The 20,225-nt window shown below is 41.9% G+C and carries 18 protein-coding genes and 1 riboswitch; of the genes, 13 read left to right on the top strand and 5 right to left on the bottom strand.

Annotation, left to right across the window (positions count from 1 at the left end):
* Positions 1–32: 32 nt before the first annotated feature.
* Genes AC27EF_RS04590 through AC27EF_RS04580 form a run of 3 tightly spaced genes read left to right on the top strand, consistent with a single transcriptional unit; the run spans position 33 to position 2,663 of the window.
* Complete coding sequence (locus tag AC27EF_RS04590) at positions 33–1,337, top strand: L-aspartate oxidase (RefSeq protein ID WP_487109194.1); 1,305 nt, start codon at positions 33–35, stop codon at positions 1,335–1,337.
* Positions 1,312–2,166 (top strand): carboxylating nicotinate-nucleotide diphosphorylase, encoded by an 855-nt coding sequence (gene nadC, locus AC27EF_RS04585; RefSeq protein WP_487109424.1) that lies wholly within the window; start codon positions 1,312–1,314, stop codon positions 2,164–2,166. Before AC27EF_RS04590 ends, nadC begins: the two co-directional genes overlap by 26 nt.
* Entirely contained in the window at positions 2,163–2,663 is a 501-nt protein-coding gene (locus tag AC27EF_RS04580; protein ID WP_487109193.1) for a YcxB family protein, read from the top strand. Before nadC ends, AC27EF_RS04580 begins: the two co-directional genes overlap by 4 nt.
* A 112-nt stretch (positions 2,664–2,775) precedes the next feature.
* On the opposite strand, the gene AC27EF_RS04575 is transcribed toward AC27EF_RS04580, so the two are convergent.
* Both AC27EF_RS04575 and thiC read right to left on the bottom strand, forming a co-directional pair.
* Entirely contained in the window at positions 2,776–4,131 is a 1,356-nt protein-coding gene (locus AC27EF_RS04575; protein WP_487109192.1) for a sodium-dependent transporter, read from the bottom strand.
* Between the two features lie 30 nt (positions 4,132–4,161).
* Complete coding sequence (gene thiC / locus AC27EF_RS04570) at positions 4,162–5,463, bottom strand: phosphomethylpyrimidine synthase ThiC (RefSeq protein ID WP_487109190.1); 1,302 nt, start codon at positions 5,461–5,463, stop codon at positions 4,162–4,164.
* 43 nt (positions 5,464–5,506) lie between these two features.
* Positions 5,507–5,619: riboswitch (TPP riboswitch) on the bottom strand.
* 117 nt (positions 5,620–5,736) lie between these two features.
* Between thiC and AC27EF_RS04565 the strand changes: the two genes are divergently transcribed.
* The 5 genes from AC27EF_RS04565 to AC27EF_RS04545 all read left to right on the top strand — a co-directional run bounded on the left by AC27EF_RS04565 (position 5,737) and on the right by AC27EF_RS04545 (position 11,247).
* A complete protein-coding gene (locus tag AC27EF_RS04565; protein WP_487109189.1) occupies positions 5,737–6,603 on the top strand; it encodes a patatin-like phospholipase family protein in 867 nt (288 codons plus the stop codon).
* Between the two features lie 152 nt (positions 6,604–6,755).
* The gene (locus tag AC27EF_RS04560) at positions 6,756–7,781 is read left to right on the top strand and encodes a hypothetical protein (RefSeq protein WP_487109188.1); all 1,026 of its coding nucleotides are present in this window, start codon (positions 6,756–6,758) and stop codon (positions 7,779–7,781) included.
* Between the two features lie 10 nt (positions 7,782–7,791).
* Positions 7,792–8,493 (top strand): VanR-ABDEGLN family response regulator transcription factor, encoded by a 702-nt coding sequence (vanR, locus tag AC27EF_RS04555; RefSeq protein ID WP_487109186.1) that lies wholly within the window; start codon positions 7,792–7,794, stop codon positions 8,491–8,493.
* Positions 8,494–8,518: 25 nt separating this feature from the next.
* Positions 8,519–9,616, top strand: a complete 1,098-nt coding sequence (locus AC27EF_RS04550) for a sensor histidine kinase (protein WP_487109185.1) — start codon at positions 8,519–8,521, stop codon at positions 9,614–9,616.
* The gene (locus tag AC27EF_RS04545; protein ID WP_487109183.1) at positions 9,613–11,247 is read left to right on the top strand and encodes a putative manganese-dependent inorganic diphosphatase; all 1,635 of its coding nucleotides are present in this window, start codon (positions 9,613–9,615) and stop codon (positions 11,245–11,247) included. The genes AC27EF_RS04550 and AC27EF_RS04545 overlap by 4 nt, the downstream gene beginning before the upstream one ends.
* A gap of 22 nt (positions 11,248–11,269) precedes the next feature.
* Here the strand turns inward: AC27EF_RS04545 and AC27EF_RS04540 are convergent, their stop codons facing one another.
* Genes AC27EF_RS04540 through AC27EF_RS04530 form a run of 3 tightly spaced genes read right to left on the bottom strand, consistent with a single transcriptional unit; the run spans position 11,270 to position 13,583 of the window.
* Positions 11,270–11,890 (bottom strand): NUDIX hydrolase, encoded by a 621-nt coding sequence (locus AC27EF_RS04540; RefSeq protein ID WP_487109182.1) that lies wholly within the window; start codon positions 11,888–11,890, stop codon positions 11,270–11,272.
* Positions 11,891–11,898: 8 nt separating this feature from the next.
* A complete protein-coding gene (gene hydG / locus AC27EF_RS04535; RefSeq protein ID WP_487109181.1) occupies positions 11,899–13,317 on the bottom strand; it encodes a [FeFe] hydrogenase H-cluster radical SAM maturase HydG in 1,419 nt (472 codons plus the stop codon).
* Positions 13,318–13,328: 11 nt separating this feature from the next.
* Entirely contained in the window at positions 13,329–13,583 is a 255-nt protein-coding gene (locus tag AC27EF_RS04530; RefSeq protein ID WP_487109180.1) for a TM1266 family iron-only hydrogenase system putative regulator, read from the bottom strand.
* Between the two features lie 474 nt (positions 13,584–14,057).
* Between AC27EF_RS04530 and AC27EF_RS04525 the strand changes: the two genes are divergently transcribed.
* The 5 genes from AC27EF_RS04525 (at position 14,058) to AC27EF_RS04505 (ending at position 20,192) form a co-directional block, all read left to right on the top strand.
* The gene (locus AC27EF_RS04525; protein ID WP_487109179.1) at positions 14,058–16,847 is read left to right on the top strand and encodes a bifunctional diguanylate cyclase/phosphodiesterase; all 2,790 of its coding nucleotides are present in this window, start codon (positions 14,058–14,060) and stop codon (positions 16,845–16,847) included.
* 75 nt (positions 16,848–16,922) lie between these two features.
* The gene (gene queF, locus AC27EF_RS04520) at positions 16,923–17,420 is read left to right on the top strand and encodes a preQ(1) synthase (protein ID WP_487109178.1); all 498 of its coding nucleotides are present in this window, start codon (positions 16,923–16,925) and stop codon (positions 17,418–17,420) included.
* A gap of 42 nt (positions 17,421–17,462) precedes the next feature.
* Positions 17,463–18,710 (top strand): hypothetical protein, encoded by a 1,248-nt coding sequence (locus AC27EF_RS04515; protein ID WP_487109177.1) that lies wholly within the window; start codon positions 17,463–17,465, stop codon positions 18,708–18,710.
* A 159-nt stretch (positions 18,711–18,869) separates the two neighbouring features.
* Positions 18,870–19,211: an ROK family protein gene (locus AC27EF_RS04510; RefSeq protein ID WP_487109176.1), complete on the top strand. Its 342-nt coding sequence runs from the start codon at positions 18,870–18,872 to the stop codon at positions 19,209–19,211.
* An 87-nt stretch (positions 19,212–19,298) separates the two neighbouring features.
* The gene (locus tag AC27EF_RS04505) at positions 19,299–20,192 is read left to right on the top strand and encodes a PHP domain-containing protein (protein ID WP_487109174.1); all 894 of its coding nucleotides are present in this window, start codon (positions 19,299–19,301) and stop codon (positions 20,190–20,192) included.
* Positions 20,193–20,225 lie beyond the last annotated feature (33 nt).

Genomic DNA, 20,225 nt, shown 5'->3' with positions numbered 1-20,225 from the left:
AATAGAAGGCCTAAGAAAGGGACAAAGAGATTATGAAATCAGCAGATGTAGTCATTGTGGGAACCGGTGCAGCCGGATTATTCCATGCCCTATTTCTTCCGCAGGATTACAAAGTTATTATGATTACAAAAAAAGAGGTGGAGGACAGTGACTCGTTTTTGGCACAGGGCGGTATTTCGGCGCTGAAGAATGAGCAGGATTATGAGGCGTATTTTGAAGATACGATGAAGGCCGGTCATTATGAGAATGATAAAGATGCTGTGAAAAAAATGATTCTGGAATCACCGGAAATTATACAGGATTTAAAAGATTACGGCGTGCAGTTTGATCTGAAAGACGGAGAAATTGAGTTTACAAGAGAAGGCGGACATTCTACGTTTCGGATTTTGCACCATGAAGATATGACGGGGCGGGAAATTACCAGCCATTTATATGAAAAGGTGAAGCGGCGCGGCAATATCCAAATTATGACGCATTGTGCGATGATTGATATCCTTGAGAAAGACGGAGTCTGTAAAGGAATTGTTTATCAGGACAAGCAGGGCGACATCAATGCAATTCAGGCTTCCAATACAGTTCTTGCCACAGGGGGATTGGGAGGACTGTTTAAAAACTCAACGAACTTTCCGCATCTCACAGCAGACAGTCTGGCAATCTGTCTGCGTCATGGGATTCGATTGGAAAATATAAATTATATACAAATTCACCCCACGACCTTTTATTCCAGGAAACCCGGGAGAAGATTTCTGATCTCAGAATCGGTTCGTGGAGAAGGGGCGTATCTTTTGGATAAAACCGGGAATCGTTTTACCGATGAGTTAAAACCGAGAGACGTTGTAACAGCAGCAATTCGCCGGCAGATGGAGAAAGACGGAGACGATCATGTATATCTTTCGGTGACGCATTTAGATGGAGAGAGAGTGAAACAGCGATTTCCGAATATTTATAAGCAGTGTTTAGAGGAAGGTTATGATATGACAAGAGAGCCGATTCCGGTCACGCCTGCTCAGCACTATTTTATGGGTGGAATTAAAGTGAATCTTGACAGCAAAACGTCTATGGATCATCTCTATGCAGTAGGAGAGACAAGCTGTAATGGGGTTCACGGAAAGAATCGTCTGGCAAGCAATTCTTTGCTGGAAGCGTTGGTGTTCGCGAAGGCGGCGGCAAAGGATATCCAAGCTCATCCGGAACCTTTTCAGTGGATCTCTCCAGATCTGGGAGACTACGACAGAGATCAGGAGAAGGTAAAGGAAGAAAATCGTAAGTTAGTTCTGGATGAAATTAAAAGAAAGGACAGGAGTTTTTATGATCAATGGTGTAACGATGAGAATTAATGTCGATGAGTACTTGATGAATGCACTGAAAGAGGATATTACCGGAGAAGATGTAAGTACCAATGCCGTGATGCCGGAGTCCAAACAAGGAAAAGTGGATCTCATCTGCAAAGAAGATGGCGTCATCTGCGGTCTGGAAGTTTTTCAGAGAGTGTTTCAGCTTTTGGACGATCAGGTGGTTTTTGAAACTGATTTAAAAGACGGGGATGAAGTAAAAAAAGGCGATTTGATGGGAGTGCTGACCGGAGATATCCGCGCGTTGCTGTCCGGGGAGCGGGTCGCATTGAATTATCTTCAGAGGATGAGCGGTATTGCGACGATGACACGTCAGCTGTCCAAAGAACTGGAGGGTTCTGGAACAAAACTTTTAGATACCAGAAAAACAACGCCGAATATGCGGCCGTTTGAAAAATATGCAGTGACTGTGGGAGGCGGATACAACCATCGTTACAATTTATCCGATGGTGTGATGTTAAAGGACAATCATATCGGAGCAGCCGGCGGAATTCGTCAGGCTGTTTATATGGCAAGAGAATATGCACCGTTTGTCCGGAAAATTGAGGTGGAGACGGAGAATCTCTCGATGGTGAATGAGGCGTTGGAGGCAGGTGCAGATATTATCATGCTGGATAATATGGATGATGAAACTATGAGAGAAGCCGTGAAGATGATTGACGGAAGAGCCGAGACGGAATGCTCCGGAAATGTCACAAAAGAACGGCTTGCGGCGATTCGGGAGATTGGCGTGGATTATGTATCCTGCGGTGCTCTGACCCACTCAGCGCCGATTATGGATATTTCATTAAAGAATTTGGTACCGTTGGAATGAAGGATGAAATCAGATTTCAGAACTGCTATGATATAGATTTGAAAGTCATGAAACAATATGCCAAATATGTGTTTTGCAGATCTACCAGAATTTTGGGAATAATTTTGATGATTGTTTCCGCAGGGGCGCTTGCAGTCAGTCTGGGGATTGGAAGTTCATGGTCAGAAAGTCTCTTGTTTATTCTGTGCTTTCTGGGGGGACTGCTCATTTACAGTTATTATATTGTGATTCTAAAGGTTATGAAGCGTCAGATGAAAGAGTCTGAGGGCAGAGATCTGCCGGAATGTGTGATTGATTTTACAGAAGATGGCATTCAATGGAAGCAGGGATCTGCAGAGGCAGCATATGAGTATCGAAACCTGAAGAAAATTTACAGTCTTCCTGAGATCTATGCGCTGGTGATGATGCCAAATCAGGCAGTGTTAGTAAAAAAGGGTTGTTTTTCAAAAGGGAAAGAAGAGGAATTTGAACAGTTCCTTCAAAAGAAAATGATGTAAAAATAAAGGATGACACAAAACATTTTCGTTTTGTGCCATCCTTTTTGTGTGGCAGGCAAAAACCGTTTGGCAGATTCCGCCACAGGCGCAGAATCCTGAAGGAAGGATTCCTTTATACAGTAATGAAGCCCATTCCCTCCAGAATAGAGAATGCAAGAATTGCAAGAATACAAATTGGGGCAATGTATCGAATCATTACTAAAAACAGGGATTTTCGATGAAATTTTCCAGAGCTTTCTACTTCGTCGATAATCATTTGCGGTTTTATAATATAAGCTGCAAAGATGCAGGTTAAAAATGCTGCGATCGGCATTAAAACACTGTTGCTCAGGAAATCGAAGAAATCCAGGAAAGTAAATCCGAGAATCTTAATATGTCCCCAAACACCGAATCCAAGGGAGGACGGTACTGCCATAAGCAGCGCGATGACAAATAGTAAGATGCATGCGGTAATTCGTTTCATATGGAAACGATCTGTTACGACTGCTACCAGTGTCTCCAGCAAAGAGATGGAGGAGGTCAGCGCCGCAAATAAAACAAGAATAAAGAAGACAGCGCCGATGCCGTTGCTGAATGCCATACTGTCAAAAACTTTTGGAAGCATGACAAACATCAGCGATGGTCCTTTGGCAAGCATAGAGGCGTCTCCGTTGGAAAATACAAAGACTGCAGGAACGATCATCAGACCTGCCAGAAAGGCAACGCCTGTATCAAAGCATTCCACCTGAGTGACAGATTTTTCTAAATCTGAATTTTTCGGCATATAAGAACCGAATGTAATCATGATACCCATGGCCAGGGACATGGAATAAAAAAGCTGTCCTAAAGCGGCAAGGAAAGTTGTAGGTCCAAAATCCTTTAGGTTTGGTTTTAAATAATAAATGACACCTTCCAAAGCGCCGGGTCTTGTAATACAGAAAACAGAAACTCCAATCAGCAGTACAATGAGAATTGGCATCATAAAAGTACTGACGCGCTCAATTCCGCTTTTGACTCCGAAAGCAACAATCACGGTTGTGACAAGGAGGAAGAGTGTTAAAAATATCATAGGCTCTGCAGACTTCCCGATAAATTCAGTAAAAAATGTATCCGAAGCCGCAGCGTGAATTTTGCCCTGAAGAGATACCAAAGTATATTTGGTAACCCATCCTCCGATGACGCAGTAATAAGGGAAGATGATAAAAGGGATAAAAGTCGTCAGAAAACCAATAAAAGCATATTTTTTACGGAAATGTCCGAATGCCTCCAAGGCGCTGGTTCCCGCCTTTCTTCCCAGAGCGACCTCTGTGATCATCAAAGTAAATCCAAACGTTAAAGTTAAGATTAAGTAAATTAACAGAAAACTTCCGCCGCCGTATTTGGCTGCCAGGTATGGAAATCTCCATATATTTCCAAGCCCTACGGCGGATCCTGCGGTCGCAAGAACGAATCCAATGCGGCTTGAGAATCCGCTTCTCTCATGTGACATAAATGATTACCTTCTTTCATATATTTTTTCTTAAATAACGTCGACGTCCTCTCCGGCAAGGACGGCGTTCATATTGCGGACAGAGCACATCTTTCCGCACATCGTACAAGTATCTTCTCGTTCGGGCGTTGACTCTGCACGATAGCGTTTTGCTTTTTCCGGATCAAGAGCCAGCTCAAATTGCCTGTTCCAGTCAAGTTTTTGTCTTGCCTCAGCCATTTGGTTGTCCCAGTCAATTGCACCCTTGATGCCTTTGGCAATATCTGCGGCATGGGCAGCAATTTTAGAAGCCATAATCCCTTCTTTCACATCCTCCACATTCGGGAGACGGAGATGCTCGGCAGGGGTTACATAGCATAAAAAGCTTGCTCCGGAAGCAGCGGCAATTGCGCCTCCGATGGCAGATGTAATGTGATCATATCCTGGAGCGACATCCGTGACAATCGGTCCCAGAACATAAAATGGAGCGCCATGGCAGATGGTTTGCTGAATCTTCATATTTGCCTGAATTTGATCCATCGGCATATGTCCCGGTCCTTCAATCATAACCTGTACGTCGCGTTTCCATGCACGGGCAGTCAGTTCGCCTAAGGTGACAAGTTCTTCAATCTGTGAAATATCACTGGCATCGGCAAGGCATCCCGGACGGCAGGCATCTCCAAGGCTTAAAGTAACGTCATATTCATTGCAAATATCAAGAATTTCATCATAGTATTCAAAGAACGGATTTTCATTTCCGGTTGCTTCCATCCACGCAAAAATTAAAGATCCGCCGCGAGATACAATGTTCATTTTACGTTTCATTGCTTTGAAACGATCGGCAGTATTGCGGTTTATACCGCAGTGGATGGTCATAAAATCCACACCGTCCTCTGCATGCATGCGGAAGACGTCAATCCATTCTCTGGATGTAATAGATTTTAACGCTTTATTATAATATACAATGGCATCATAAATCGGAACCGTACCGAGAATGGCAGGGCATTCCCGCACCAGTTTTTTTCGAAAGGTATGGGTATCTCCGAAAGAAGACAGGTCCATAATGGCTTCGGCGCCCATGTTGACAGCACTCTTTACTTTTTCCATCTCTACATCCAGGTCCAGACAATCTCTGGATGTTCCAAGATTCACATTAATCTTTGTTTTTAAAGAGTTCCCGATTCCAAAAGGTTTCAGACAGGTGTGATTTTTGTTGGCAGGGATCACAATGGTTCCCGCGGCAACTTCTTTCATAAGTTCTTGTGGATCCATTCCCTCATAGGAAGCCACAGCTTCCATTTCTTTTGTGACGATTCCCTGTCGTGCTGCGTTCATCTGTGTTGTGTAAGTCATAATTTTAACCTCCAAAAATAGAAATTTTGGGAGACTCTTCAATAATTCAAAGCATCCAAATCCCTACGGCGGCATTACCCGCATCAGGTCCATGGTCGAAGTCTTCGCTTCCTCTCAGCTAAGGATATTACCTTTTCAGCTCCCATTTTAGTTACCCTAACATTGTAGCATTGAAAATCCACATTCGCAACTAAATAAGACAGAAATGGTATTTTAAATGCTAAAAACGTGATATAATAAGATTTCAAGGGAAAACTGAAGGAGAAGAAGAGAATGCCAAGTTTAATTTTAGAGGGAGGAACCTTCCGGCCGATTTTCAGCGCAGGTGTTTTAGATGCTTTATTAGAGGAAGATTTAATGTTTCCGTATGTGATCGGTGTATCAGCTGGAATCTGCGATGGATTTTCTTACGTATCCAAACAAAAGGGACGGAATCTTCAGATGTTAATGAATCATCGGAATGATCCGAGATACATTGGAAAAAGGAATCTTTGGAGGGAGAAGAGCCTGTTTGGACTGGACTTTGTCTACAATATTATGCCCAATAAGTTGTATCCGTTTGATTGGGATACCTTTTATCAATATAAAGGAAAGATTCTGGTAGGTGTGACCAATGGATATACAGGACAGATTGAATATAAGAACGGGCGCAGACTGGATAAAAAATGTACCATGCTTCGTGCAACCTGTGCGCTCCCGCTGATTTTTCCGCCGATCTATATGGATGGAATTCCTTACTTTGACGGAGGTGTTTCTGACCCGATTCCGGTTCGCAAAGCGATGAGAGACGGCTATGAGAAACATTTGATTGTTTTGACACAGCCCAAAGGCTATCAAAAGAAATTAAGTACCAGCAACCGGGCGGCTGCCATTGCATTTCGCAGGAAATATCCGAGATTATCTGAGAGGATTTGCATGCGTCATAGAAATTATAATTATACGGTGTCATTTTGTGAGCGCCTGGAGCGGGAAGGGAAAGCTGTGATTTTGCGCCCGGAGTATCCGATTGACAGTCTGGAAAAAGATATTGATGTGTTAAAGAGTACTTACGATATGGGATATCGTATGACAAAAGAACGAATTGGGGCAATCCGAGAGTTATTTTGCAATCCAGGAAAGTCAGAAGCAGGGCATGCGTGAATTCACAGCCTTGCGGTTGGGCGGACTTCGTCCGATAAGGTATACCCGCAGGGCATGCGTGAATTCATAGCCTTGCGGCTGGACGGACTTCGTCCGATAAGGTATAATAAAAATAGAAGTTTATAAAGTCCTGTGGAAAAGAGGTGACGGCAGTGGCAAAGATACTGGTTTCAGATCGAAACTATATAGACGAATTGGCAACCAACCAGACCAGGAATCTTATGGTAATGTGCGAGCGCCTGTTTTTGGACTTTGAGGATGAAGACGAGCCGGTGCAGATGGCGGTAAAAATAGCTCAAAAGCTTGTGGATATGCCGGAATTGATTGCAAAGATGGTGCAGCAGGATGCGATTTGCTTATTGGTTCAGCTGTGGGGCATGGAAGGTGAAACGTTTGCGGCAGAATTACATCCGGGGGAGCTTCAGCAGCTCCATTATCTTGGATTTTTGTCTTTAGAAGACGATGCTCTGATGGTAAATATGGAGGCAAAGGATTTATTTTTCTTTGTGCTGAAAAGTCGCAGACTTAAACCGATGATGGAAAAGTATACCAGATGGGAACGGATTATGTTCGGAATGTTGTTTCTATATGGAATTCTTGACGTATATGCTTGTTATACTATTTTTAAAAAGGTGACGGAGGATGAAGTCCGGTATCAGGAGATGGAAGAATTTTTGATGCTCCGTATGATCTTTTGGAGAGCGGGAGTTCTTCTCAGAAGTCAGCAGGATATGCGTTTGTTTATGGCGAGCCGTGAGGTTATGGATCGAAACAGAGTGTTCGACCAGTGGAATCAGAATGCAGACCTGCCTTTGAAGGAGCTGACGCAGGAGGAATATGAGGAACTTGCAGTGAGCAACGGGGTCATTCGCTGGGAAGGGATTCCGGAATTGTTTACATTTATTCAGGAAAAGATGGAAGACGATAAATATCAGGCAATGATGATTGTAAAATCCATTGTGCTGATGATACAAAATGGAATATCTTATTTGGATATTATTCTGGAATATACAAAATTTCTTGCGGAAGATTCCACAGCGGAGCAAAAGGAATGGAATCAACTGATTCGCAGAATTTATGATACTGTGCCTGTGTTCGGGCAAAAGGGATACACAAGAAAAGAATTGCAGCAAAAGCGGGAACCCCGGTTTTTGGTGATTGACGGAGGAAAACGCTAAGGAGGAAGAGATGAAGCAATCAACAGTGTTAGTAGTTGACGATGAAAAAGAAATTGCAGATTTCATTGAATTATATCTTAAAAATGAAAATTATAATGTGTTTAAGTTTTATAATGGAACCGATGCTCTCGCCTGTGTGGAACACGAAAGTATTGATTTGGCCATTTTGGATGTGATGCTTCCGGATATTGATGGATTTGAGATTTTAAAGCAAATTCGTCTTCAATATACGTTTCCGGTGATTATGCTTACGGCAAAGGTGTCATCCATGGATAAGATTAATGGATTAACACTGGGGGCAGATGACTATATTGAAAAACCGTTTGAACCGTTGGAGCTGATGGCAAGGGTCAAAGCGCAGCTTCGCCGTTTTATAAGATACAATGACGGAACGGGCAGCAGTCAGGAGGATACACAGGAGATCAGCGGGCTGATTTTGAATCGGGCAACCCATCAATGCCTGTATGGGGAAGAAGAAGTAACGCTGACCCCGTTGGAATTTTCCATTCTCTGGATTTTGACAAAGAACCGGGGAAAAGTAATCAGTTCGGAAAATCTTTTTGAACAGGTATGGAAGGAAAAGTATTTTAAGAACAATAATAATACGGTTATGGTCCATATCCGGCATCTGAGAGAAAAGCTCGGAGAGGTCATGGGGCATAAGGAATTAATTAAGACTGTTTGGGGAGTTGGATACAAAGTTGAGGAGTAAATATCGAAGTCTAAAGATAAGAATTATGATACAGACTCTGGGGATCAGTATTATTGTCGGCTTGATCGGATACTTCATTTTAGATATCTTTGTGGATGGCGTTTTGCAGGATCCTTTTGCGAAAACCATCGTCTATATATTTGAGAGAATCGGCATGGATGAAGTGGAAGCGATTCGGTTATATCGTCTTATTTTTTGGCAAAATAAGTCATTGATTGTCGGGATAGGTTTTTTCGGACTTTTTTTGCTTAGTTTTTATCTTGGAATGTCAAAGTTCACCACATATTTAAGACAGGTGGAATCGGGAATTCAGATGATTTTAAATGAATCGAAGGATAAGATTTCCTTGCCGCAGGAGCTGACTCCGCTGGAAAATAAGTTGAATGAGATCAAAGGGACGCTCAAGGAACAGCGCAGGATTGCAGAAGAAAGCGAACAGCGCAAAAATGATTTGATTGTATATCTTGCTCATGACTTAAAGACCCCGCTGACATCGATTATTGCATATTTGAGTCTGCTGCATGAAAGTCCGGAATTATCGGCGAAGCAGCGGGCAAAATATACAGGTATTTCGTTGGAGAAGGCAAAGCGCCTGGGGAAATTGATCAATGAATTTTTTGAGATTACCAGATATAATCTTCAGAATATTACATTGGATAAAAAAGAATTTTACCTCTATGTTCTGCTGGAGCAGGTGATGGATTCCTTTGCGCCGGTGTTTAAAAGCAAAGGGCTTCAGTGGAAGATTGAGGTAGATGATAAAATTTTAATTTGCGGTGATCCGGATCGGCTTGCCCGTGTGTTTGAGAATCTTTTGCGGAATGCAGTTTCTTACTGCTATCACAATTCGCTGGTGGAGGTTTACGGTGTGATCGAAGGCAGCAACGCAAAAATTTCCGTTCGCAATCAAGGAAAGACCATTCCGGAGCATCAGCTGAACAGTTTATTTGAAAAATTTTACAGATTAGATGAGGCGCGATCTTCTGAGACCGGCGGAGCAGGACTTGGACTTGCCATTGCCAGAGAGATTATTGAGCTTCATAGTGGAACGATTGAAGCAGCCAGCCGGAATGAGTATACGACATTCACCATAAGGCTGCCAAGAAAAAAGGAGGAATCATGAAAACAGTATACGTAATTGGACATCGTAATCCAGATACAGATTCTATTTGTTCTGCACTGGCTTACGCAAATCTGAAAAATGAGGCAGAAGGAGGAGGGTATCAGGCATACCGCGCCGGAAATGTAAACGGCGAGACGAGATATGTGCTGGATACTTTTGGTGTAGAGGAGCCAATCTATGTCAGCGATGTAAGACCGAGGCTTACAGATCTGAATCTGAATGCCATTGCGGGAGTTTCTAAAGACGATTCTTTGAAAGCTGCCCGTGATATGATGCAGAAACAAAAAATAGTGTCTCTCCCTGTGTTGGAAGGAAAGAAGATGATCGGTCTGGTTGCGATCAGCGATATCATGAATGCTACCATGGATGTTTATGATAACGAAATACTTGCCAAGGCAAAAACGCCGTATAAAAATGTGATTCAGACTCTGGATGGCACCTTACAGACCGGAGATGAGGAAGGAATCATCAGTGAAGGCAAGCTCACAGTATCTGCGGCAAGTGTGGATACCATGGAAGAGTTTGTTACAGCGAAGGATATTGTGATTGTGGCAAACCGGAGAAAAGCACAGCTGGGGGCTATTAAAACCGGGGTTCAGTGTATGGTTGTCTGTATGGATACCGCAGTAAATGAAGAAGTTTTAAAGCTTGCCAAAGAAAAAAATTGCCGCATTATTACAACGCCGTATGATACATTTACAGCAAGCCGTTTGATCTGCCAGTCTATTCCGGTTTCCCATGTGATGGCGACAGATACCATTGTCTCCTTTAACATTAATGATTACATTGATGATGTGAAAGAAGAGATGACGAAAAAGCGTTTCCGTTATTTCCCGGTGTTAAATTGCGATCACGAATTTCTGGGCTTTGTATCCAGACGTCGTTTGCTGGAATTTGATAAAAAACAGATGATTCTCGTGGATCACAATGAATTATCGCAGGCTGTGGAAGGTCTGGAAGAATGTGAGATTTTAGAAATCATTGACCATCATAGAATCGGAAGCCTTGAGACGGTATCACCGGTATATTTTAGAAATCAGCCGGTTGGATGTACCGGAACGATTGTTGCGCAGATGTACCGTGAACAGGGAATTGAGATTACCAGAGAGATGGCAGGGCTGATGTGTTCTGCGATTTTATCAGATACTTTAATGTTCCGTTCTCCAACCTGTACTCCGATCGATGAACAGACGGCAAGAGAGCTTGCGCAGATTGCAGGAATTGACGTGGAGGAACATGCCAAAGCAATGTTCCGTGCCGGAAGCGATTTAAGCGGAAAGACACCAAATGAGATATTCTATCAGGATTACAAGAAATTTAATGCAGATACCATCGACTTTGGTGTGGGACAGATTACTTCCATGGATCAGGGAGAATTGGATGCCATCAAAGAACCGATTCTTGCTTATATGGATTCCGTAAGAGAAGAACAGGGACTGGAGATGGTATTCTTTATGCTGACGAATATTTTAGAGGAGACCACACATCTTCTGATGTGCGGAGACGGAAGTCAGGATATTATTGAGCGCGCGTTTGAGGTAGAATCCGATGGGAAAGTTGCGGTTCTTCCGGGCGTTATGTCCAGAAAAAAACAGATGGTGCCGAATGTGCTCAATGCTTTTCAGAACTAAAAAAACGGTCAAGAATGTTTTGTCATTCTTGACCGTTTTTTTCCGAAACGGGTTTTATATATTTTAAATTATGGTATAAAAGCTTGGCAGTCATTCCCCAGATAATATACGTTTGATAGCGATAAAATGCAACTTCATACGTTCCTTTTGCCCAAGGATAATTTTTCCCTCCGGGAATATCCTTATATGGAAAAACCTCCCCGGGGCGAAAATCAATGGAGTTATAATAGAGCTCCGGTGGAGTTTCCAGAAAAAAATTCAGAGGAACTGTAAAGACCGACGATACTTCGTCAGGACTATATTGTCCCTGATAATCAGAGAGTTCTCCAAGAAAGGGTTCTACCCGAAGACCTGCAGGTGAGAGGAAATAATCCATCGGACCATAAACCGTTACATGACGATCCTCCAGGAGAAGTTCTTCTTTTGTTTCGCGAACGGCTGTTTCCAGAGAGGTTTCCCCGGGCTCCATGCGACCGCCGGGGAAACAAATTTCACCGGGCTGATGGTTTAATTTAGGGGAACGAACCTCAAATAGAATATGGTATCCGTCGCTTTTTGAAATCAGAGGAACCAGAACCGCGGACACCCGTTCTTTTTCCTGTTGGATCCGTGCTGGTCTGTGGTGTTTTAACTGTTCAAACATAGTTTCTCCTAGAATCTGAAATCACGTTTTCCTTCGTGAATATTTTCAATATATTGTTTTGCCTTTTCTTTGACAACAGGATTTGGAATCTTTTGAAGTGCCTCTTGAATTAACCGTTCTCCTTTTTCTTTTACTTCATCAGAGGCATAATCCTCCAGATATTCTTTTAATGTCATCAAGGCATTTGGGGCGCAGCAGTTGGCAATCTGCCCGGATTTTACAAGACTCATAAAACGATCTCCCGTTCGTCCCTCCCGATAGCAGGCAGTACAGAAACTCGGGATATGCCCCAGATCCATGAGCCATCCGATAATTTCATCCAGAGTACGTTCGTCATTTTTTTCAAATTGAGCAGAATTATCTTCCGGTTTTTCTTTTTCGGCGTAGCCGCCGACACTGGTGGAAGAAGCTCCGCTGATCTGTGAGACTCCGACTTTTAAAACTCGTTCTCTGGATTCCTGTGTCTCGCGGGTGGAAACAATGATTCCGGTGTAAGGAACCGCAATGCGCAAAATAGCGACAATCTTTTCAAAAACATCATCATTGATGGCATTCTCAAAATCTTCCGGGTTAATGTCGTCTGCAGGACGGATTCTCGGAACACTGATGGTGTGAGGTCCGACTCCGAATTTTGCTTCCAGATGTTCTGCGTGCATCAAAAGACCGGCAAAATCATAGCGGTACAGATCAAGACCGAATAATACACCGATTCCTACATCGTCAATTCCCGCAGTCATCGCGCGGTCCATAGCTTCCGTGTGATATGCATAATCGTGCTTGGGTCCTGTCGGATGGAGAATTTCGTAATTGTCTTTATGATATGTTTCCTGAAAGAGAATATAAGTTCCGATTCCTACATCCTTTAGCTTCTTATAGTTTTCTACGGTTGTTGCGGCAATATTCACGTTGACACGGCGAATTGCTCCGTTTTTATGTTTAATGCTGTAAATGGTTTTAATGCTTTCCAGTACATATTCGATTGGAATATTGACAGGGTCTTCTCCGGTTTCCAGAGCCAGTCGCTTGTGCCCCATATCCTGTAAAGCAATGACTTCTTTTTTTATTTCATCCTGAGTTAATTTTTTTCGTCGAATATGCTGATTCTTATAATGGTATGGACAGTAAGTACATCCGTTGACGCAATAGTTGGCAAGGTAAAGAGGGGCAAACATGACAATGCGGTTGCCGTAAAACTTTTCTTTAATTTTCATCGCAAGATCAAAAACTTGCTGCATGAGATCCGGATCCTCACAGGCAAGCAGCACGGAGGCTTCCCTGTGGGAAAGACCTTTTAAATTCTTTGCTTTTTCAATAATTTCTAAAATTAATTTTTGGTTGTCTTTATTGGCATCTGCATACGCAAGAGTATCTTTGATTTCCTGATCGTCGATAAACTCCTCTGCAATGCTGGATTCTGGTTGATACATAGGACTCTCCTTTATTTTTTCTTTGTAAACATAGATTTGACTGTAATTCCCGGAATCATTCCGAGCTTTCCAGATAATGTACTGATGATATTTGCCGGGGCATCCAAAACGACAGAGATAATATTCACATCTTTTTGACGGTAAGGAATCCCCATGCGTCCGACAATGTGCTTTCTGTAATCATGTAAGATTTGATTCACAGGCTGCACAGATTGTTCTTCTTCAATTAAAATTCCAATGAGTGCAATTCTTGTTTCGGTTTCCATTCTTTTCTCCTATTGGCAGTTTCCTGATCAAACAATCACCGGAAGTGCCGGAAGGCAGCTTCCGGAATTGTAAATGTTCGCAAAGGTCTCGGGCAAGCTCGGACTTGGCTCATCACTATCAAAACAAAGCGTTTTGTAATATAGGAAAGTCAGAAATCTCCTATATTACAAAAAAGCACATTCAGAATTCTGAATATGCCAAATCATCCAATATAAAATCTGCCCAAAGAAACCCTCACAATAAGGGCAGGTAAAGATATATAAGATCAATCTTGGCTTCAGAAAATTCTTGGCTTCAGAATGAATGCTTCTTTCTGTTTTTTATTATAAACGATATCGCAAAAAAGTCAATGAAAGCTATCAGGCAGAAAGGGGAATTTTCTTGTATTTTTCTTGATTTCATTGTATATTAAACTATAACAAAGACTTAGGAACCGGAACATAAAAAGCGAAGAGCCCATGAAGGAGTAAATCATGTTGCAACTGCAGAAAAAAGAGCGAAAATTAGAAAAGCTGGCAGCGGTTTTAGAAAGTATTGGAATCTCGGTGTTTGAGTACGACATCGAGTGTGATGAGCTGATTGTATATGATCATAATCTGCAGGTTTTAGACAGAGTACATGATTATATAAAATCATATATTTCCTCAAAAAGCAGGATTTGTCCGCAGGACCGGCAGAAAGCGAAAGAATTATATGAGGGAAACTTAAAGGGACCCATTGAAATTCACGAGCAGGAAGAAGACGGGAGCATTCGGAGAAAGATTGTGGAACTGATTCCAATGAAAGAGCCGGAGAGGGGAAGAAACATTCTGATTGGAAGTGTAAGGGATGTTACCCTCCAGAGACAAAAAGAAGAATTATTGAAAGACCGGGCAAAGAGAGATGCATTAACATCCTTGTATCACCATGGAGAAGGAAGCCGTCTGATTGATAAATATCTGAGTTCAAAAGATCCATATGATTCCTGTGGATTGGTGATTCTTGATGTGGATTATTTTAAATCAGTAAATGATACGTATGGTCATCTGTTTGGGGATCAGGTCTTAAGGGAACTTGCTCAGATTATGAAGGAAGAATTTCAGGGGCAAAAAGAAATCATTCTTCGCGTAGGTGGAGATGAGTTCGTTATTTTCTTTCCAAGGATTACGAACATTGAGCTGGTTCGCAAGATTGTAAAGTTAATGGATAAAATTCGCAGCGCCCGCTTTCCTGAGAATGATTATACGATGACATGCAGTGTGGGGATTTGCTATCTTCCGCAGAATATTTCAGGGTATACGTACAATCAGTTGTTTGAGAATGCAGATTGGGCATTATATCAGGCAAAGGAAAAAGGAAGAAATTGCTATGTTTTTTGTGATAATCTTCAGAAGTTTGAGCTGGCAGAAGGTGAAAGAGGAATTCATGGTTCGGAAATTGACGCCAGATACTTTCGCAATGATATCGTATCCACTGCATTTGAAATTTTCGAGAAAACTCACAGTTTTGAAGTGGCTGTGGAGCTTTTAATGAAGGTGATTGGCGCGAGATTTTATTTGGACCGAATTACCATTGTGCAGACCAATGTCAAAGATAAAGAAGTCGGGAAAAATTACCAGTGGAGATCTCCGAGAGCACCTGAGGTGTTAAAAACAAACGATTCGTTCCAGAAGGAAGATTTTCTTACGTTATTTCATAGTTATGATGAATACGGAACAACGGTATTGCAGCATGACCAGATGGGAATGTACTCAGAACAGGCGGCAAGGCTTTTAATGCAGGGGGAAGCAAAAACGGTAGTTTATGCGGCAATGTACTGTGAGGGACAGTATACTGGCGCCATTTCCTATGTGGTATGTAACAAAAAACGCTATTGGTCAAAGGAAAAGTTAAAACAGCTTTCGGAAGTTACGAAAATTATCTCCGCACATTTAGCAAAAAATCAAATGATGAATCATGTCTATCAGGGAACCTTCTCTCAGTTAGAGCACGATCCGCTTACCGGACTGATCTCGTTTCACAGATTTCATGAGGAAGCGGAGCGTATGATTGTCGGAAATCAAGAGTCTCAATTTGTAATGCTATACATGGATTTCCAGAACTTTAAGTATTTTAATTACCGATATGGCTATGAGATCGGAGATCAGGTTTTAAAAGAATTTTGTAATCATATCATACGAAGTGTTGAGGGACAGCCGGAGGTTTACTTTACAAGAGTGGTGGCAGATCAGTTTTTACTGTTGAAACCGACCAGGTATTCTCCGGAAGAAGTGGAGTATGAGAATATAGGAATCAAAGAAGCGATTTTAAAATTTACGGAAAAATATCAGGGGAAATTTCCGCAGGCTTCGCTGCGAGTTCGTGCCGGAATTTTTTATATTACCTCGGAATGTACCAGTGCATCCTTTGCAATGGATGCAGCAAATTATGCCAGACGGCAGATTAAAAACAATGAAAAGTCTCCCATTCGATTCTACAATGATGAAATGAGAGATCAACAGCATTTAGAGAGTAAAATTATCAATGATATGCAGCATGCCATCGAACAGCAGCAGTTTAAAGTATATTTTCAGCCGAAGTATTCTTTAAGCGAGGGGACGGTATCCGGAGCGGAGGCGTTGGTGCGATGGGAGAGAGAAGATGGGGAATTCCTGTTTCCTAACTCGTTTATTTCGATTTACGAAGAGCATGGTCAGATTTTAGATTTGGATCTTTATATTTTTGAGCAGGTTGCGGCATTTCTTGCTGAAAATAAAAAGAAAGGAAAAAAGCAGGTTCCGATTTCTGTCAATGTATCCAGTTTGTATGCCAAAGATTCAAAAGCTGTGCAGAAGTATCTGTCCGTTCTGAAAAAATATGAGATTGATCCGAAGTTTATTGAGATTGAATTGACGGAAACGGCTTTGGTGAAGGATTACGAAACAATCCGGCAAATGTTTTCGGAGCTAAAAAAAGAAGGCATTCAAATAGCATTGGATGATTTTGGAAGCGGCTACTCTGTTTTAAATACCATTGTAGATTTGCCGGTTGATATCATTAAAATTGATCGAGGGTTTATGAACAGCTGTACCATCAGTCAAAAGGGAACCAGTTTCTTAAAACAGATGATTCATATGATTCGGGAACTGGGCTATCGTATTGTATGTGAAGGAGTGGAAACGCAAGAACAGGTAGAGTTTTTAAGAAGTGCAGGATGTGATGAAATTCAGGGATATTGGTTTGCAAAACCGATGCCCATTTCAGAATATGAAACATTGATGGAAAAAGAAGCAGGGCATGCGTAAATGCATAGTGCTTCGCACTGGACGGACTTCGTCCGATAAGGTATAATATAAGTGAGTTTGGACGGGAGGAAAGGCATGAGCGGCAGAAAAAATGAAGAATTAGAGGGAATTACATTGCTGGGCAATCAGGGAACCAAATATCCGGATGACTATGCGCCGGAGGTTCTGGAGACGTTTGAGAATAAGCATCAGGGAAATGATTATTTTGTGAAATTTAATGCGCCGGAGTTTACGAGTCTTTGTCCTATGACGGGACAGCCGGATTTTGCGACGATTTATATTTCATATGTTCCGGCAGAACGGATGGTGGAGAGTAAGTCTCTAAAATTATACTTATATAGTTTCCGAAATCATGGAGATTTTCATGAGGATTGTGTAAATATTATTATGAAAGATCTTATTTCTTTGATGGAACCGAAATATATTGAGGTTTGGGGGAAATTTACTCCGCGGGGCGGTATTTCCATTGATCCGTACTGCAATTATGGTAAACCGGGAACAAAGTGGGAGGAAGTTGCGTGGAATCGACTGTCCAATCATGATCTGTATCCGGAGAAGATTGATAACCGATGAGAGGCTTCTATTAACTTTTTATAATCATAAAGGAGAAAGAGTATGGTAAAAAGATTTTTAAAGGGGACATTGTGTGCCGCATTGTCACTGTCCATGGCATTGGGCGGCGCGATGGTCGGGGCATCGCAGCACAAGAGTACAAAAGACAAGATAAGTGGTGAAAACTCAAAGGCATCTGTTCAAACGCAGGTCACTTCGCTGGAGAAAGTAAAGTCGGAAAAAGCCAAATCGATTGCCAGAGGCGGATACGATGTAGTGAATGCGGTTTATGCAGATACGATATCAAGATTTAACAGTTTCCAGACAAATACAAAAGCTCAAAATGGGGAATATGGTTACGTTAGTAATAGCGGAATTATTCCGGTCGGCACTGTGCGGGTTGGCAGAGCAGGAACGGTTATGGTGAAATACTATTGCTATACTACAAGTTCCAGCGGGTATCAGTCTGAGTCAACTTTGAAATTGCTGAATACAAATGGAACAGCCATTTCCGGAGTGACACAGAGTAATACAGGAACTGGTAACAAGCGTCAACTTTGGGCAACCAATGTTCCAGCAGGGACTTATCGTCTCTATACTTCATATACACAGTATGTCAATACTTTGGTAAATGCAGGATTCTCATCTGCGATCGTTCCAAATGCAAACGGACGTTATCTGAATAGTAGCGGAATTGTTGTTGGGGGAAATCGCGGAACTTCTTATCAGTATTTTAAAGTGAAGAAACGCGGTGTGGCAAAACTGGCGCTTCAAAGAGAAGCATACTATGGGGGACCATATGGTACAGAATATACGGTTCAGAAAAAAAGCGGAAAACAATGGAAAACTGTACAAAAGAAAAAATATTCCTCTTCCAATGCATGGCAATATGTAGGTTTAAGTGCAGGAACTTATCGTCTGGCATTAAAGAGTCCAGATAATAATGTACTGGTGCTTCGCTTTAAAGCTTCTACAGCGAATAGCTCCTATGGAACAAAGAAGAAAAAAGCAAAGACTATTAAGCGCAAGAAATACAAAAAGCAGACATTCCTGCCGACAGATAGTACAAAGAAAGCACATTGGTATAAAGTAAAGGTTTCCAAGAAGCGTTCTACCTATATTGATATTACAACGTTAGGAAGTTCCGGAACAATTTGGGCACAGATGTCCGGTAAGAGCAGAATGAAGTCTAAGAGGATTAAAAATGGTATTCGCTTCTATGGAAAAGCCAAAAAGGGCACATACTATATAAAGGTGTACAAATTAAGCAAGAGTACTACAGGGGCTTATCAGGTCAAATATAAAAAATAAATAATAGGTGTGGAGACGGCAGTTTTCATTTAGAGAGATCAAGCTTAAAAAGAGAAAGGATTTTCATAAAGGATCATCGTTTCTCTTTTTTTGTTGGAGAAATGGACGGTCTATGGTATTCTTGTTTTGACGATAGTCGATGAAAGTGGAAGGAGCGTCATGAAAGCAGATCAATTAAAACAAATGAATGTACAAAAAATAAAAGATTATTTTTATTGTGAGAAGAAAGCCAGTAAAAATAGATTATCCGAAGATACGGAAATTTCAAAGACAACATGTACGGTTTTGCTGAAAGAACGCTATGGCGTCGAGATCGTGGGGGAAAATGATGTGTATTTAGCGGCAGTAGGATATCATACAGAAGAAAATAGTCTGGTGTTTCTTTATCAGCCGAAAGCGCGTTACAGCGGTTGTGGAATTATGTTAAATCATCAACTGCATCGGGGGAATGCAACATTTGCCGGAGAGGTAGGGCATTTAAGAGGGGGTGCATTTTTGTAGCCGTATGTTTTTGAAGGGCTGATGGAAGCGGCGGTGAATGCCGGAAGAAATCATTTAAAAATGGAAGAAGTCAAGAGGATTTAAAGCATGAAAAATTATATTGATCTTCACATGCATAGTCAATACAGTGATGACGGGGAATTTTCACCGTCAGAACTGGTGGAGATGTGCCATAAAAAAGGGATTCGGATTATGGCAATTGCGGATCATAATCTTGTGAAAGGTGTCAGGGAAGGCAGAGAGAAAGCAAAGGAACTTGGCATGCAGTATATCTCGGCAATTGAAATTGACTGCACCTATCAGGATGTAAATCTGCATATGCTCGGATATGGAATTCCGGAGGATGAGACATATTTTCAGCAGCTCAATGATCGAATTTATGAGCAGGAAGTGAAATTGTCCGAGAAAAAGATTGAGCTGGTGAAAAAACTTGGATTTCAGGTAAGCAAAGAAGAACTGGATGCGTTGTCTGAAAATGGCGTCTATACCGGAGAAATGTTTGGTGAGCTTCTGCTGGCAAAGGAAGAGTATCGGGAGCATCCGATCCTAAAGCCTTATCGCGCAGGGGAAAAACGCGGTGATAATCCATACGTGAATTTTTATTGGGATTATTTTTCACAGGGGAAACCTTGTGATACAAAAGTTATATATCCTGCCTATGCGGAGATTGTAAAAAAGATACATCAATATGGCGGAAAAGCTGTGTTAGCCCATCCGGGGGCAAATTTGAAGGGAAAGTTTGAATATTTTGATCGGATGATGCGCGAGGAGCCCATGGATGGAGTAGAGGCGTTTAGCAATTATCATGAGAAGGAAACGGCAGAATACTTTTATCAAAAAGGGCGGGAGTATGGAATTCTCGTTACCTGTGGAAGTGATTTTCATGGAAAAACAAAGCCGTCCATCCAATTGGGAGAGAGCCATTGTCCTTATAATCAGGATTTTTTAGAGGGAGCTCTGGAAGATATGGGGCTGCTCTGAAAGATGAGAGGAAAATAAATTTCAGTGTATAGT

The organism is Anaerostipes stercorihominis, assembly GCF_057535655.1.
This window is presented reverse-complemented; position numbering and strand designations above follow the sequence as displayed.